The sequence below is a fragment of the Pedosphaera parvula Ellin514 genome (assembly GCF_000172555.1).
Taxonomy (GTDB): domain Bacteria; phylum Verrucomicrobiota; class Verrucomicrobiia; order Limisphaerales; family Pedosphaeraceae; genus Pedosphaera.
The window spans coordinates 14,517-31,988 of record NZ_ABOX02000039.1 but is presented as its reverse complement, the minus strand read 5'-3'; the positions used below and the strand labels follow the sequence as shown (position 1 = coordinate 31,988).

General features: G+C 52.9%; 8 protein-coding genes. 6 read left to right on the top strand and 2 right to left on the bottom strand.

Translation table 11 applies throughout. The annotated features are described in order from the left end of the window. Positions 1-254: 254 nt before the first annotated feature. The 4 genes from CFLAV_RS23240 to CFLAV_RS23225 are packed head-to-tail and all read left to right on the top strand — an operon-like array spanning position 255 to position 3,404. Complete coding sequence (locus CFLAV_RS23240) at positions 255-827, top strand: hypothetical protein (RefSeq protein ID WP_007417294.1); 573 nt, start codon at positions 255-257, stop codon at positions 825-827. Beyond that, positions 824-1,789 (top strand): ADP-ribosylglycohydrolase family protein, encoded by a 966-nt coding sequence (locus CFLAV_RS23235; protein ID WP_007417293.1) that lies wholly within the window; start codon positions 824-826, stop codon positions 1,787-1,789. The genes CFLAV_RS23240 and CFLAV_RS23235 overlap by 4 nt, the downstream gene beginning before the upstream one ends. After that, positions 1,789-2,844: an ADP-ribosylglycohydrolase family protein gene (locus tag CFLAV_RS23230; protein WP_007417292.1), complete on the top strand. Its 1,056-nt coding sequence runs from the start codon at positions 1,789-1,791 to the stop codon at positions 2,842-2,844. The genes CFLAV_RS23235 and CFLAV_RS23230 overlap by 1 nt, the downstream gene beginning before the upstream one ends. A gap of 5 nt (positions 2,845-2,849) precedes the next feature. Beyond that, positions 2,850-3,404 (top strand): RNA 2'-phosphotransferase, encoded by a 555-nt coding sequence (locus tag CFLAV_RS23225; RefSeq protein WP_007417291.1) that lies wholly within the window; start codon positions 2,850-2,852, stop codon positions 3,402-3,404. A gap of 63 nt (positions 3,405-3,467) precedes the next feature. On the opposite strand, the gene CFLAV_RS23220 is transcribed toward CFLAV_RS23225, so the two are convergent. Beyond that, positions 3,468-4,160, bottom strand: a complete 693-nt coding sequence (locus tag CFLAV_RS23220) for an arylesterase (RefSeq protein WP_007417290.1) — start codon at positions 4,158-4,160, stop codon at positions 3,468-3,470. A 105-nt stretch (positions 4,161-4,265) separates the two neighbouring features. Here CFLAV_RS23220 and CFLAV_RS23215 point away from each other — a divergent pair, with 105 nt between their 5' ends. After that, on the top strand, positions 4,266-4,964 hold the full coding sequence (locus CFLAV_RS23215; protein ID WP_202796948.1) for an ABC transporter ATP-binding protein: 699 nt from the start codon (positions 4,266-4,268) through the stop codon (positions 4,962-4,964). Then, on the top strand, positions 4,957-7,545 hold the full coding sequence (locus tag CFLAV_RS23210; RefSeq protein ID WP_007417288.1) for an ABC transporter permease: 2,589 nt from the start codon (positions 4,957-4,959) through the stop codon (positions 7,543-7,545). Before CFLAV_RS23215 ends, CFLAV_RS23210 begins: the two co-directional genes overlap by 8 nt. Before the next feature lie 86 nt (positions 7,546-7,631). Here CFLAV_RS23210 and CFLAV_RS23205 read toward each other — a convergent pair whose 3' ends face one another. After that, positions 7,632-17,462 (bottom strand): cadherin-like domain-containing protein, encoded by a 9,831-nt coding sequence (locus CFLAV_RS23205; protein WP_160164644.1) that lies wholly within the window; start codon positions 17,460-17,462, stop codon positions 7,632-7,634. Positions 17,463-17,472: the final 10 nt, after the last annotated feature.

Below are 17,472 nucleotides of genomic sequence, written 5' to 3'. Positions count from 1 at the left end.
GCCTGTCACTTTTTCCTTTTCTGCAACGTGTTCCGCGTACGTCCACGTTTCGAGCTGGCCTGGGCAGGTTTGTTTATCGTCAACGTGGTCACCTGTAGTTTATTGGACAAACTGGAATGGAACACGGTCCTGCTTACTCAAATCCCTGTTACTATCATCGTCATCCTTGCGGAAATGAAAACCCCTCGCTACCACGGTATATTTGCAGCCCGCCTAAATCCTCGCCTCCCTGAATACCTGAGAGGAGAAGTGCCATGAAATCCAGGATTCGCTTGTTTGCCAACGTCGTTTGTGCTTCGCCCGAAGTCCGTACTGCTTTTCGCGCACGTGGAATCATGGAACTGTGGTGGAAAGGCCTTCTGGCTCTGCACCAAAAACCCAATTTGCTGAAAATAAATCGCTCTGAAGAACGAAGCATCATAGCTGCTGGGTTTCGTTTCTATGCCTCTCTATATCAATACCTCGGCCTGATTTTTCTGACCTTGTCGATGGTAAACCTTTCTGTGGCATTCGTGGCAGGTTACTGGACGCTTCTGGGCATTTTAACTTCAGTTTACCTTTGGCTGGCCGGCAGCATCGCACGTTCTGGAGCTCGCGATTTTGAAGTAGGAACCCTTTCAGGAACGATTTCTCTCGTCTGCTTTCTTTTCATGATAGCAATGTTTCTGGCCGCTTTCGTGATTGCGGCCAGCATTGCTTTTCATTGTCAGCAGAGTCTGCCCACCTTTTTAAATCTTTTCCTGACCACACTTCTGTTTGTGTTCGGGATAGGTTCGTACGCTCTCGAACTGGTTTACTTATTCGCCAGGAGGATCGAACTGAAATGAAACCGCTCTCGACACGTGATCGCATTCTCGGCGGCCTTTGGGGCGCATCTGTGGGTGATGCTCTGGGTGTTCCGGTCGAATTTAAAAATCGCTTTGTTCTCAGCAGCGATCCCATCACCGGCATGCGCGGCCACGGCTCGCATCATCAACCAGCCGGAACCTGGTCCGACGACACCTCTCTGACTCTCTGCGCCATCGAAAGTCTTCTCTACGGCTTCAATACTGACGATATGGGCCAGCGTTTCGTCGATTGGCTTCAGCAGAATCGCTGGACTCCGTGGGGTGACGTCTTTGATATAGGTTTGACAACCATGGACGCTCTCTCGCGGGTCGCCAAAGGCACCAAAGCGGAGGAAGCAGGCAGCAGGGACGAACATAGTAACGGCAATGGCTCGCTGATGCGCATTCTGCCATTGGCATTATTATTCGCATCAGAACCAGTTGATCTCCTGCTGGACCATGTTCATCGGGCATCCGCCATTACTCACGGACATCCGCGCTCCCAAATGGCCTGCGGATTCTATTGTATGTTGGTTGCAAAACTTTTGAAGGGCTTTACGCCTCTCGATGCTTATCTGCAAACTGTCGAGGAGTTCAATTCACATTATCAAAAAGAGCCACTGTTCGCCGCGCAGCTACCTCGCTTCTCACGCCTGATTAGCGGAAATATCCACGTCAAAAATAGCGATGACATTGTTTCCAGTGGCTACGTCCTGCACACCTTGGAAGCCAGCATTTGGTCACTGCTCACTTCGAACTCCTTTGCAGAAACAGTCCTAAAAGCGGTGAACCTCGGCGGTGATACCGATACGACAGGCTGCGTCGCTGGCGGTCTCGCCGGAGTTTTCTACGGTTCGAGGGCCATCCGCGAAGACTGGATCAAAATCCTCGCTCGTAAAGGTGATCTCGACTGCCTCTATCACGAATTCGCCGATCTCTGTGAAACAAAAAAGGGTTCTTAATGTCTCTCCATATCCAAAGTCATCTGACTGACGTTCTCATCGGAACTGCCGTTGGCGATGTTTTGGGTCTTCCCTCAGAAGGCTTGTCGCCGGAGCGCATACAGCGACGTTGGCAGGGCGACCTTGCCCATCATTTCATTTTCAATCATGGAATGATCAGCGACGATACTGAACATACTCTTTTCGTCGCTCAAGCGTTGCTCTCTCACCCGGAGAATCCCGCCGGATTTCAACGCAGTCTCGCCTGGAAACTTCGTTTCTGGCTGTTGGGCATTCCCGCAGGCATTGGCCTGGCAACCCTCCGCTCCATCATCAATCTTTGGCTCGGCTTTCCATCAAATCGCAGTGGAGTTTTCTCGGCTGGCAATGGCCCGGCCATGCGCACCGCAATTCTTGGCGCTTATTTTCATGACCGTCCTGAACTGCTTCGCACTTACGTATCCGCCTGCACTCGATTAACCCACACCGATCCCCGTGCTGAGATCGGCGCTCTGGCCATCGCCCAGGTCGTTGCGTGGGACATGCAACATCCGAATGATCCAACCGGTGTTTTGAGATTTCTCGTGGAGGAGTCCAATGATCCCGAATGGACTGCCCTGCTAAAGAAAATGGATGCCGCCTACCACGCAGGCCTCTCTGTCAGTGAATTTGCCCTCAAACTGAACCTCAACAAAGGCGTCACCGGCTACGTTTATCACACCGTTCCCATGGCCATCTTCACGTGGCTGCGTCATTACGGCAATTTCGAAGCCGGCCTCAAGGCAGTCATCGCCTGCGGTGGCGATACCGACACCGTCGGTGCAATTACCGGCGCACTTTTGGGATCAACTGTTGGAGCCAAAGAGATTCCACTCGCCTGGCGAAAAGGAGTTTTGGAATGGCCTAGATCGCTTGCCTTCTTGGAACGAGTTGCCATACGGCTTGCTGATCAAAAAGCATCAGGAATCATTTCCAAACCCGTCCCTTACTTCTGGCCGGCATTAGTCCCGAGAAACTTTTTCTTTCTTGGTATCGTTCTGGATCACGGCTTCCGTCGCCTTGCACCACCCTATTAATTCCTATGAGTAGCCGAACCGTTAAAATTAGTAAATTCCTCAGCCTCGTGCTGCGACATGAACCCGGGAGAATCGGCATCCAACTCGATTCCGCCGGTTGGGTGGATGTCGATGAACTTCTGCGCGCGTGCACTGCCCATCAATTCCCTTTCTCCCGCGATGAACTCAATCAGGTAGTCGCCACCAACGACAAAAAGCGCTTCGCCTTCAGTGAGGACGGCAAACGCATCCGCGCGAATCAGGGGCATTCCGTCGAAGTGGAATTGCAATACGAACCCAGCGTGCCTCCTGAAATTTTATATCATGGCACAGCCGATCGTTTTCTCGCCTCCATTCAGCAGGATGGCTTGATCAAAGGCAACCGTCATCACGTCCACCTCTCCACCGAGCTCTCCACCGCCATCAGCGTCGGCCAACGCCATGGTCGACCGCTCGTTTTTCGCGTTCTCGCCGGACAGATGCATCGCTCAGGCCATCAATTCTTCGTCTCCGCCAACGGCGTCTGGCTCGCTGACCACATCCCCGCAAACTTCCTACAAATCCATACCGGGGAGCAATAATGCTATCGTAGCCTTGTGACAATCTGCCAGGTGTTGTCGTTCACCTTTCAGGTGCCATGTTCATCACTTCTCCAACACCGGCCTTAACACCTTCCACACATTTTCCGCCACAATCTTGTGCCCCTCCACATTCGGATGAATATGGTCCGCCTGATTTAATTCTGGATTGCCTCCCACTCCTTCCAGCAAAAATGGAATCAACTCCGCATGGTTCGCCTTTGCCACTTCCGGAAAAGTCTCTCGATAAGCCTTGTTATATTCCTCTCCCATATTCGGCGGCATCTGCATCCCGGCCACGATAATTTTCACATCAGGATATTTCTTCTTCGCCTTTTCGATAATGGTTTGAAGATTGGTCCTCGTCGCTGCGACGGGAATCCCTCGCAGGCCATCGTTGCCACCTAATTCCAACACCAGCACATCCACTTTCCGTTTCAACAACCAATCCATCCTGCGCAACCCGCCCGCCGTTGTGTCCCCGCTCACGCCTGCATTGACCACCGTGTAATTCAAGCCAGCTTCATCGACTTTTTTCTGCAACAACGCCGGAAAAGCTTCACTCGGGTCCACGCCTGCCCCAGCCGCCAGACTGTCTCCCAGAATCATGATGGTCTTTTTGTCTGTTGAGCCCGCGCCCTTCTCGGCAGCGTTGGCAGCCTTCACGTCGGCCAGCCCAATAACCGCAAGCACGACCGCCATAACCCACAGTTGAAACTGATAAGCGCTCCGTCTCAATGCCCGTTCCCAAAAAATCATAACCCCAATATAAGCTCCAATCCTTGAATCTTGCCAGCAGTCCGTTTTGTATAAAATACATGACCATTGTTTGACGTGACGCCCCTCTCATGGAATAACAAGCCAGTGAGTTCGAGCGCCATATTGGATGTTCAGCATATAACCAAAAGTTATCCCGAAGGAAACGGCACGCTGACGGTCGTCAAAGACATCAATTTCTCCATCCCTCGCGGTTCCACCTGCGCCATTCTTGGCCCTTCCGGTAGTGGCAAAACCACGCTGCTCGGTCTATGCGCCGGTCTCGACCGCCCTTCTGATGGCGAAGTGCTCCTCGACGGCACGCAGTTGAGCAAACTCGACGAAGACGGACGCGCCCGCGTCCGCAACGAAGTCGTCGGTTTCGTTTTCCAAAGTTTCCAACTCATCCCGACACTAACCGCTCTCGAAAATGTCATGGTTCCACTGGAACTGCGCGGCCAAAGAAATGTCCGCGACGAAGCCGTCGAACTCCTCCGCCGCGTCGGCCTGGGTGAACGCCTTACCCATTATCCAACTCAACTCTCCGGTGGCGAACAACAACGTGTCGCCCTGGCCCGCGCATTCATCAACAAACCCAAGATACTTTTCGCCGACGAACCGACGGGTAATCTCGACGCTGAAACCGGCCAAATGGTGATCCAAAACCTGTTCGCCCTCAATGCCAACTCCGGCACCACTCTCGTCCTCGTCACGCATGACCTCGAACTGGCCAACCGCGCCCAGCGCATCATCCGTTTGAAAGCCGGTGTCGTGGTCAGCGATGAGCCCACCATCGGCAATGACTGAACCCTCCTCAACGAACCAGCATGTCCGGAAGCAAAGAGGCTTCCTGCAGCATCTCTTCTCTGCCTGGACCTGGCAAATGGCCTGGCGTGATAGCCGCACCAGTCGCAAACGCCTGCTCATTTTCTCCTGCTCTATTGTTCTTGGAATCGCCGCCTTGACCGCCATAGGCTCTCTCGGCAGTAATCTCGAACGTGCCATTGAGGAGCAGGCCAAAGCTTTGCTTGGCGCGGACCTCGCATTGAGTTCCCGTCAGCCATTCCCGGCAGAAGCGGACGATCTTTTCGAGGAACTTGGGGGAAACCAATCGCGTGAAATTTCCCTCTCCACAATGGTCTACTTTGTGCGCGGTGAAGGCACCCGCCTCGTCCAGTTACGCGCGCTCAGTGGCGCGTTTCCCTATTACGGCGATATTGAAACCGTCCCCGTAGAAGCGGCTGTGGAGTTCCGTAAAGGTGGTGGTGCGCTGGTCGAAGAAAACCTGCTCAATCAGTTCGGTGCCAAGGTGGGCGATACCATTCGTGTCGGGAAACTCACCACTAAAATCCTTGGCGAACTCAAAAAAGTTCCCGGTGAAAGCGTTGCCTTCTCTACCATTGCCCCGCGCGTCTACATTTCCATGAGCGACCTGCCGCAGACGGATTTATTGCGCCAGGGCAGCCTCGCGAACTACAAAGTTTTCTTTCAATTCCCTCCGCAAAAGGATGTTTCAAAACTCGTCGACCGCATCAAACCTCGATTGGACAAACTGCGCCTGAGTCAGGACACCGTGGAAAAGCGCAAGCGCGAACTCGGTCGCGCAATGGATAACCTCTATCATTTCCTCAATCTCGTCGGCTTCATTGCGCTGCTGCTTGGCGGCGTAGGGGTCGCCAGCGCCATCCACGTCCATGTAAAACAGAAGCTCGGCACCGTTGCCTTGCTTCGTTGTCTGGGCGGCTCCATTGCCCAAACGTTCGCGATTTATCTCGCTCAAGGCATGGCGCTTGGATTGTTCGGCGCTTGTTTTGGTGCCGCGTTGGGCGTGCTGATTCAGTCGCTGCTACCAAGGATTCTCTCTGACTTTATTCCCTTTGCGTTTCAATTTCACACCTCCTGGCTGGCCATCACTCGCGGCGTCGGCATCGGGTTTGCCATCTGCCTTCTCTTTGCGTTGCTCCCGTTGCTCAGCGTCCGCCGGGTTTCTCCACTCGAAGCCATCCGTGCTTCCTTCCAATCCCACGCCGGTAAGATCGATCCACTACGCTGGCTGGTAATGGGATTATTGGCCTTTGGCATCGTTGCATTTGCCATCAGCCAGAGCCGCAATTGGCGCATCGGAGTCGGTTTCGCCGTCGGACTCGGGATCGCCTTTGCCTTGCTTACCGCCACCGCCAAGGCGTTGATTTTTGTTACCCGCAAGTTCACACCCGCCCTGCCCTTTGCCTGGCGCCAGGGACTTTCCAATCTCCATCGCCCCAACAACCGCACCCTGTTGCTGCTGCTTTCCCTCGGCCTCGGCACATTCCTCATGCTCAGCCTCTATCTCGTTCAACAATCTCTCCTCACCCAATTGGTCTCGACGGGTGGAGGCAAGGACCAGGCTAACACCATCCTGTTTGACATACAGGCTGATCAACGTGAAGGCGTGACCAACCTGGTTCAATCTCTGAATTTTCCAATCCTCGATGAAGCACCCATCATCACGATGCGCATCCTCTCGCTGAAAGGTCAGTCGGTCGAATCCATGATGGCCAACAAGCAAAATGGCATCTCCAAATGGTCTCTGCGTCACGAATACCGCAGCACCTACAGCGACCATCTGCGCGACGGTGAAAAGATCATTTCCGGCAAATGGATTCCACAAGTTGCTCCGGATACAAAAGTCACCCCCATTTCTGTTGAAGAAGGAGTCGCAAAGGAATTGCATCTCGGACTCGGCGACGAAATCGTGTTCGATATTCAGGGCGTTCCCGTAACCAATCGTGTTGCCAGTCTGCGGCAGGTGGAATGGCGTCGTATCCAACCAAACTTTTTCGTCATCTTTCCGAGGGGCATTCTCGACGACGCACCAGCCATGGATATCCTTGTCACGCGCGTTCCGACTGCTGACGACTCTGCTAAATTGCAACGTGAAGTTGTAAAACGATTTCCCAATGTCTCCCTCATAGACCTCCGCCTCATCCTCGAAACGGTTAACTCCATCGTGAACAAAATCTCCTTCGTCATCCGCTTCATGGCCATGTTTACGGTTGCAACTGGCCTTTTGGTGCTCGTTGGCGCCTTGTTGACGGGGCGCTATCAGCGCATTCAGGAAAGCATCCTGCTCCGCACCCTGGGTGCTTCTCGCGGACAAATCTTCCGCATTCTCTTCATGGAATATTTCTCTCTGGGTTTGCTGGGAGCTTTGACAGGCATCCTGCTCGCACTCTCCGCCGCCTGGGCGCTCTCGCATTTCGTTTTCCACATCCACTTCTCCCCACAATTGATCCCACTGGTAATGGCTCTGCTTTCAGTCCCTGCTTTCACTGTGCTCACAGGACTCCTCATGAGCCGAGGTGTATTGAACCAACCGCCATTGGCCATTCTCCGTTCCGAAGCCTGAGGTTCGCTCGTCAGATTCAGGAAAAAGAAAATCTCTGTTGCCCAGTCGGACAACAGAGATTTTGAAGATACAGTCTATACGCCCGCTTACGGGAATGTGGCGCGATAGAACGATTGCGCGGGTGCGTTCACATCATAGAAAACTACGATTCCATTGCTATCTGCCACCGCCGAGTTCAGATCTGTCCAAACGGTGCTGTTCCCCTGCAAAGCCGCAGTCCGTTGCAACCGATAGGTGATTCCCGGATTTCCTGCCATCACGATTGTTGCAGTTTGACCGAAGGAATTGGGCTGCACCGTTACTGATAGCAGGCTGAACACGTTCGGCACCACCGTGCTTACCGACAAGTTCATTTGACCTGTGCGGGCCTGGCCAGCCGAATCCGTGGCAATCACACTGATGACATAGGTTCCCGGAGCGTCCGGTGTACCGCTGAAAGTGCCGGTTGCTGGATCAAAAGCCAGCCAGGCAGGCAGCGGTGAACCGGTGCCCAATGAGAGGCTGAAGCCATCACCTGTATCTGCATCGGCAAATGTCGCACTCGGAAGCGTGAAACTATACGGCACGTTGACGGTGGCGAACTGGTTCGGAATTGGGGTCGAAAGGCTCGGCGCATTGTCGAATTCAACCCGGAACATAAAGGCTGTTCCAAAGCGCGTTGCACCATCAAAACCGTTCGGAGCGCCCATGGCAATCGTCCCCTGGCTGAGTGACACGGAAGATCCAAAATTATCCCCTGCGCCCACACCCACTGGCAAAAACCCATCCAGTTGACCCCATTGATTGCTGCCGCCTTGATTGCGCCCATAAAGATACGCAACGCCGGAATCCACACCGTTGTGGTCCGCTAATGCGGCACCAACAATAATTCTATCTCCATCCAGAGAGACTGCAGACCCAAAGCTATCGCTGATAAAGCCATCAACTGCAGTTAGCTTCCTAGCTTGTCCCCATTGCCCGTTGCCGCCTTGATTGCGCCCAAAAATATAGGCCGCACCATAGTCGACACCTGCGGCACCATCAGCACCCGGCGATCCAGCAACTATTGTATCCAAATTCACTGTAACCGAACTGCCAAACCGGTCGTTGGCAATGGTATCGGTCCCAACCAACTTCTTTACTTGGCCCCACTGCCCAAGCCCGCCTTGGTTCCGTGCAAACACATATGCACCGCCATAATCAGGGCTCGAACCAGCCAATGGACCATCCGAACCGGGTGAACCCACAACGATTGTATCACCGTCGATTGAAACGGAGGTTCCAAACAGGTCAAACGGCTTGCCATCCGAAGGTAGCAGCTTGGTCACCTGGCCCCATTGGTTGGATCCACCCTGATTGCGTGAGAAAATATAAGCGCCGAAGCCAATGCCAGATTGCCCCACCGTCATTGGTGCGCCGATGACGACCGTGTCTCCACTAACAGCAACCGCAGATCCAAACACAGCACCGGCGAAGCCATCTGAAGCCAACAGTTTTTTAACCTGGCCCCATTGGTTGGATCCACCCTGATTGCGTGAGAAAATATAAGCTGATCCGGCATTCAATCCTTTCTCGTCGCCATATCGCGCCCCAACCACGACTATATCTCCATAGATGGCAGCCGAGTATCCAAATTCATCGGAGGCAGTGCCGCCGCCAGGCAGGAGCTTCTTAATCTGCGTCCAGGTGTTTAACCCATCCTGACTGCGGCCGAACAGGTAAGCGGAACCAGTGCCCCCATTCAGACTATCGTGCGGCGCACCGACCACGACCACGTTGCGAGATGCACCTACCGAAGCGCCGAAGAGCGCGGGATTGGCATGATCACCAGCCACCACTCTGCCCGTGAACGGATGCATTGCTATTACTGTAGTGGTGTTGTCCACCACAGGTGCTGCAAAGTTGTCTTCCACCTGAATGGTGAAACGAGTTGTTTCTGGTGAAGAAGGCGTCACTCGGCCTGCAGTGGTGGGATTAAAAATTAAACCTCGCATTGCTGTCGTGGCCGCCGCTGCGGTAACACCAGCATTGGTGCTGCCAAGGGTATAAACTCCCCCGCCCAGGCTCACAAACCCGCCCAGTGAGGTTAAATTCCCCTTGATAGCATTGTCCAAAGTCACAGTTACTTTCAGAGGTTGGAGTTGGAAATCATCCAAATCTCCAATCACAACTCCTGCGAAAGGCTTGATGCTGGAACGCTGATAAACGGTCTGTCCCGCCACGGTACCAGCGATGGTTGGTGCATCATCGGCAGCGGTAACATTAACCACGCTGCTGGCATTCACGACCGGTTGCACCACATATCCGTCATCGACAGTGATGGTAAAGACAGCGGCTTCAGTCGTCGGCACTGTTATGCGATTTTGTGTTGGAACAAAGACCAATCCACGAATCGCAGTCGTGATATTCGATCCCACGCCGTGATAAGTGTAAAAACCTGGACCTGCATTCACGAATCCGCCAAGGCTCTGCAGCGAACCTTTGACAGCATTATCCATCGCAACGCTGACCGTAAGAGGTTGCAATCCGTATTCATCAAGATCGCTGATGGTGACGTTGGCAAAGGGCTGCACTACCTGCTTGTCGGTGATTTGATTTGTTCCCGTTCCAACGATTTGTGGCACGTCGTTCACACCAATGACCGTGATGGTTACCATCCTTGTATCGCGGTCAGAACCAGCGCGTATCACCCGAACAGTCACGTTGCCACTCACCACCGCTCCCGAATCATCCTTGCTTTGATAGCCGAAATGCTCGGCTCCCACAAAGCCAGGTGCGGGTGTATAAAGAACCATCGTGGCAGAAGAGTTCGTGGTAACGATGCCTCCGTGATCGGGTGCCCCCAAGCCAGAGATAGGACGAACTCCTGTGCTATCCGGGAAGCCTAAATCATTGGCCAAAACATCCAGGATGTTTGTGGCAGTGCCAGAAAGCACGCTGAAGGAATCATTCAGCGCGATGAGGCCGCCCACGGTTACCGTCAGAATGTTGGTGCCTTTGTCACCCTGTCCATCCACGAATTCATAACCAAATGTTTCCTTTCCGATGAAACCAGCCTTCGGAGTGTAAACCAAAGTGTTATTCGATCCACCGCCGCTGATGGCCACACTTCCGATCAAACCATTGGTTTTCAATCCCGTGATCGTCAGGCTGCCCGGTGTGCGCGGGAGAAGATAATCATTCTTCAACACTGCGAGAGTATTGTTCGCACTGTCCCGGCCCACGGTATATGCATCCGGAGCAGAGCTGATCGTGGTGGTATCCATCACTTTCACGCGAACGTGTCCCAGTGCCCTGGTGGATGTTCCGTCCGATATCTCATAAGTAAACAGTTCTTCACCCGTGAAACCGGTGGCTGGAGTATAAAGCAACCCTTTTCCCGCCCCGTTGATGGCAACGGCGCCTCCTTTGTTTGGAGCATTCGTTCCAATTCCGATTCCACTGATGTAAAGATTCTGACCCAAATTTGGCAACTCGGCATCATTCACAATGACGCTCAAGGTATTGTTCGCGCTTCCCTTCATCACGGCAAAGACGTCGTCATTTGCGAACAACCCGCTCGGTTGCACTTTGATCGAAACACTCGCTGTGGCGGTACCGCCCGCACCGTCCGAGATTGTATAGAAAATAAAGGGTTCCTGATGATTCGTCAGGCCCACCGCAGGTTTGTAAACCAACCGGTTGTGAGCACTGTTGATAGATATCGTTCCAACCAGACCATTGGTTTGGATGGAAACAATCGAGAGATTGGTGTTGCCGCCTGGCAGAATTTGATCATTCGCAAGCACATCAAAGATGTTGTTTCCGCCGCCAGCGACCACCACGAAGTTGTCGTCATTAGCTGCCAGAGTGTTGTTTCGATCAACGACCGTTACGGCTACGGCACCTGTGGTTTGCAAGCTGCCACTCGTGATGACATAACTGAATGTTTCGACATAAGGATAGACGTTCGTTGAAGCCGGCGTGTAGGCAATCAGATTATTCGGACCAGTGCCGTTCAAGCTGACCAGGCCGCCCTTGTCAGTACCGCCGACCGAGGTGATCGAAATGGCGGCACCTGAAACAGGCAGGATGTTGTCGTTCGCGAGCAAATCCAGATTCACACTGGTTCCCTTGGCCACCACAAATGCGTCTGCATTGGCGTTGAGTTGGCTACCCGATATCAGCACCTTCACAGTGGCAGTGTCTGTGCCGCCGATGCCATCGGAAATGGTGTAGGTAAACGTATCCGTCCCCACAAAGTTGAGTTGCGGAGTGTAGAGGACGGCCTTGCCTTGAGCAGCAATGGCAACAGTTCCACCAGCGCTTGGGGCGCCAAGTCCGACAACACTTAAACTGCCTCCGGCCTGCGAGAGCAATGCGTCATTTGCCAGCACGGGAAGGAGGCTGCCTCCACTGCCACCTTGGAGGCTGAACACGTCGTCATTCGCAATGGTCAGGCTGTGATCGGTCACCGTATAGGCGAAGGAGTCATTTGTTGTGGCACCTTCCTTCAACCAGCTGAAGGCACCTTGAGGATCGTAGATAAAGCTGCCGTCAGGATTCATTGTGACCACTGCGCCACCAATCGTTGTTTTGCCCAGGAATGGGATTACGCGCAGCGTATCGTCCGGTAACACACCGTTTACATCCGGATCGTGGTCGTTGCTCAACACACCGGGACCGCTCACAACCAAAAGTGATTTTTCGTTGGCTGTGTAATGATCATCAGTTCCAATGGGAGCATCATTAACTCCGGTCACAGTTACGCTGACTACGGCATTGCTGAATCCTCCGTAACCATCGCCAACCGTACATGTAAATGTATCCACCACCACTTCCTTCCTCGCCAAGGCATTCAAGTTGGAAGAAACCGTCGGATCATAGATGACGTTGGTGCCGACAATTTGCACGCTGGCACCCAGCGCGCTTAATGGCGTTACTGCGGTGATCTGCAGTTGGGTTGGCATAGGATTAATGATGCCAGTGTCTGGATCGGTATCATTGCTGGTCAAAGCCGTCCAGGGTAAGATCAAAGGCGTTTCTTCGTCCGTGGCGAAACTATCCGGGTTGGCGGTAGGAACATCATTGACGCCAGTGACTGTCACGTGAATGGCGGCCGTGCCGATGGCGCCGTACCTGTCCATCACACTGTAATAAAATGTATCAGAAGCAGTCTGTCCCTGACCCAGGGCATTCAGAATGGCTGAACCGCGGGGATCATAAGTGATATGGGTTTCATTGCGATTAAAACGAATATCCAGCGTTACAAACGCACCTAGCGCACTCACCGTCTGGAGCGAGTTCGAATATGCAGGTACGGATTGGACTGAGATAATCTTAAGCGTCGAACTATTGTCATCGCTATTCGGATCGGTGTCATTCGACTGGATGCTGTTCGCGGTGGTAAAATCAAGCACTGTATCTTCCTGCGTGGTCAAAACCGGACTTGAGTTCACATCGTCATCCTGCGGAGTTGGCGCGAAATTCACACCGGTGATATTCACCGTTACAGTGGCGGTGGCCTTCACCAAGTTTTGATTTATGTCAGACTGGATTGCACCGCGCACATGGTCCACTCCGTTGGAGGAATCAAGAATCGTGTATTGGAAGGTATCCACCACGTTGCTTCCAGCAGGCAATGAATGAATGAATGCCGAAGCTGTGGGATCGTAGGAGATACTTGCACCCGATTGTGGTGAGTTATTGATAGTCAGCAAAGCTCCGAGAGCACTGTAAGCAGAAACGTTGGTTACACCAAAATCGACGGCATTGGTGACGCCTACACCAACCACGCGAATAACATCCATGCTGTCCGGGTCGAAGTCATTGGCCAGAACCGGAACCGCCTGCAGGATGGTGGCGGCATCCGTCGATGCCACATCGTTGAACGCTCTGGGCGGAGCGTTGCCAATCGCGAGCGGGTTGCCACTCGCATCATAACCAGGGTTGGCAAATTCACCTGGATTTGGAATCCTGCCACCTTCCTTCTGCACCACACGTTGGTAAGGTAGATACACGCCTTGGAACTGCGGACTCAACACCAACGACTGATTTGTCGCAGTCAAAAAGCCAGGATCATTGGGATCAGAGGAAGTAAAGGAACCAACATAACTAATCTCAAGGACAGTTTGGTTGGATGTATTCTTAAGAGTGACGGTTCCAGCAAGGTTATCCAGCAGCAGGTTATTGGTTGCAATCTGCTTATAAACTCCTCCTGGAACGACCGTACTCACAGCATTTTGTGAAAACAAAACCAGGGCTTCGCCCGGGTTAAGATTTTGACTCGCAAAAGTATGTCGCAAAGCACCGCCCACATAAACCTGGTAGCCAGCGAGGTTTAAAGCAGTGGAATCACGTGGCACATAAAATTCAATGAATTCGTCGTTGGTGTTTGGCGGAGCCGGGGCAAATTGAATTTCTTCAATTATGATTCGCTTCGATGCATTGAGTTCAAAGGCCCCAATATCCGGACTTGAGTCACGAATAAATCCACGTTGATCGGTTCCCAAGGTATCGAAGAATGCTGCGCTGGGTGTGTTTGAAACGGCACTGCCGATGGCAACACTGGTTTGGCCCAGGGCATAGGTCAAAGTGGGACCGCCGTAGTTCGTTAACGTCAACAAGGAAGGAATCGAGTTTGTGAAGTCCGAGAATTGGTCCAAAATGGTTGTTGCCACTGGGGCTCCGCCTGCAGAGAAAATGCTGGACGTTGCATCATCCGAGATATTTCCCCCGAGCGAGATAATGGCACCGCTTTGATCCATTTCCAGATTCTTGCCCTGCCCATCAGCCACAATGGTATTTTGTAACTGCACCACCGTGTTGAAGACATTCGGCCGGATGGAAGTACCATGGCCAGCGGCATCAGTATTTTCGTGGAACGTGCTGTTGACCACGAACACATCCAGTTCCACACCGGGATCAAGGTCTTCAACATACATCGCACCGCCACCCAACCCGCCACCAGAGAGTTGCCGGTTACCCGAGAACGTGGTGTTCGCAATGACACATGGCAAATCTGAATAAATTGAAATTCCACCGCCGCCCTGCCCTGAGGAGGCACTGGTGCTGTTGCCCTTAATCAGGCAGTGATCCAGGTAAATACTCCCACCATTCACATCGATACCACCGCCCCACACGCTCGCACTGCTATCGGTGACCGCACAATAACTCAACTTGAGGCTGCCGCCCTGGTTTACCTCGAAAGCACCGCCCGAAAAGGAGTGCTGCCCTTTGGTGAAGCTTAAACGGTTGATTGTGACCTGGGCATTAACTTGGAACAATTGCACGTCGGCAATGCCGTCACCATCCGTATCGCCGCTCAAGGTCAGCAGGTTCGCTCCCGGCCCATCAAAAATTACATTCTTGTTCAGGAAAAGCGTGCGCTTAAGCCTGATGATCGTGGGATAATCAGGAAGACCAGGATCTGAGGAACGCAGATCGAAAGTGATATGGTCATTGCTGCCGGCATCCGCGACCGCTTTGCGCAACGTTCCATACTTCTGGCTGTCAGGCACGCTGGAATCATTCGGATCATAATCAGTTGTCTTCGTGACGATGATCGAACGCTGATTCTGCCTGAATGTAATCGCGAGATTGGCTGAAGCGGAATTGCCGGTCGTATCCTGTGCGCCGATGGTGAAATAAATTGCGGTGCCGATCGCCAGATTTGTGTTGGGCAGGAACTCGATATTTCCCAGTGCCACCGTTGCGTTACTCGCGCTGCCCCCAAAGACATAGGTGCCAACGGCGCTGTTGGTAAAGCCGTTGGTCGCCAAGCTGGTCGCGTTAAATGAACCCCAGGTTGCGTTTGTGAGTTGCAAGGTGACGGTGACGTTTTGCGGTGCTTCAATGCTCACCAAACCAAGAGGCTTTACTGGCGGAGCGACGGGTAGCGAAACGGGTTGCACATTGGGAACAGACACCACCGGACCACCATTAAGAGCGGCTACCCGGATGATCGTGCTGCTATTGGCCACAATTCCTCCGTGCCCGTCATCCACGGTGATGGCGAAGGTTGTATTTTCAGTCAAGCCGACAGGCAACCGGTGCGGCGTGGGGACAAATACAAGCTGTTTGATGGCGGCCGTGGCACTCGCAGGTGAACCGCTGAAGGTATAGTTTCCCGCGTTGCTCACAAATCCGGATACAGCAAGACTGTTGGTGTTGAAGGTTCCCTTGGCATTATCATCCAAATGGACGGTTACTGTCAGTTGCTGGTTTCCAAGCTCATCAACGTCAGTAATCAGAACTGTAGGAAATGGTGCGCTCGAACTGGTGTCCGGAATCGTTGCCAATGCCGAGATGCCCTGGATGGAAGGAGCATCGTTTACCGGCGTCACAATGATGCTCGTGGTGGTATCCGGTACATTGGTCACCCCGCCATCCACGAGGGTGACGGTGACGTAAGTGGTTTCGTTGGTGGAGCCGTTGATGCGATTATTTGTTGGCTGGAACAGCATCTGTCGAATCGCGGCGGTTGCGGCCTCACTGGTTCCGCTGAAGATATAAGAGTTCGGAGTCGTGCTGGTTGACTTGCTGAAACCACCAAGGTTGACCAGTTCGCCTTTTGAATCGCTATCCAATTGAAGGATTACACTGAACGCGCCGGCATTAAAGCTTTGGATGCTGACGTTGGAGAAAGGAGTAATGGTGCTGTTATCATTGACTCGCTGGTCGGCGCGAGTTCCAGTCAGTCCGGGTGGGGAGACAGGAGTGTAAACATCCACGACCGTGGTGGTGTTGGTGGCTCCCGCGTTGAAAGTATCAGTCACCGTTACCGTAAATCCGACGGAATTCGTGCCTACAATCGGCAGGCTCTGGGCCGTGTATAACAGGCTGCGGAGTCGAGTGGTGGCTTCTGTTTGGGAGATGCCGGAGGCAATGTAGGTATTTCCAGTGATGTTGTCGCCTTGCAATTGGCCGCCAGGATTGCTGCCCTGGAGTTGAACGATCAGGGTGAGACTCTGTCCCAAAACATTTGTGCTGGTGTCGTTGGGATCGGGATCAGAAATAATTGCGTTCGCAAAAGGGGTGATGGAGCGTCCCGTGGCGACTGGTTGATGTGTTGCCGTCAGACCGGTCAGCGTTGGCGCATCATTTACTGACGTGGAGATAATTGTGGATGTGTCTATATCAGAAAGCTCAGAATCGCTGACGATGATCGTAAAGGTGGTTGTTTCAGTAGATCCGACGGGCTTGCGATTTTGTGTCGGTTGATAGGTTAAAGCCTTGATGGCCGTGGTCGCGGCAGCGGGAGTTCCAGTGAACGTGTTCGTGCCGTTACTCGAATTAAATCCGCTTGCATTAAGCAGGATGGTGCCTTTGGCGAGATCATCCTGAAAGACTGTTACAGTCACCTGTTGTGTCCCACTATTATCCACATCGCTAAGGGTGACGTTGGGGAAAGGAGCTATGGTTACTTTATCAGTCGTACTCCTTGCCGCTGTGCCGGCGATTGTTGGCGCATCGTTCACGGGATTGACCGTTACGAAGGTATTCGAATTGGTGCTGGAAAATAAACCCGTCGAATCGGTGACATAGACAGTAAATGTGAAGGTCTGACTGGAACCGATTGGTATCTGATTAATTGTGGGAACGAAAACCAGACGATCCTGTAGAAAGCTGGTGGCGCTCGAGGTGGACCGTTGACTGATGGTGTAAGTGCCGCCGACATTGGATAAGCCGTTGGTGGATTGAAAACTGCCGCCGTTGGACGGGCTGACGGTGATTGTGACCGTCACCTGGTCATTATCGGCATCATCAATGACGGCAGACCCGGGGAACGGGCGTCTGTTCTGGTTATCATTGATGGTGCTATTCGCAGCGGTGGCGACAATCGTAGGGGCATTGGTGCCTGCGGCCATGATCAATCCAGGCGCGCACAACAGGCATAAAAGCGCGAGCAGCGCAAACTTTGATGGGAATAAACACTTCAAACTGTATCTTTGTTTCATGGCAGTTAAA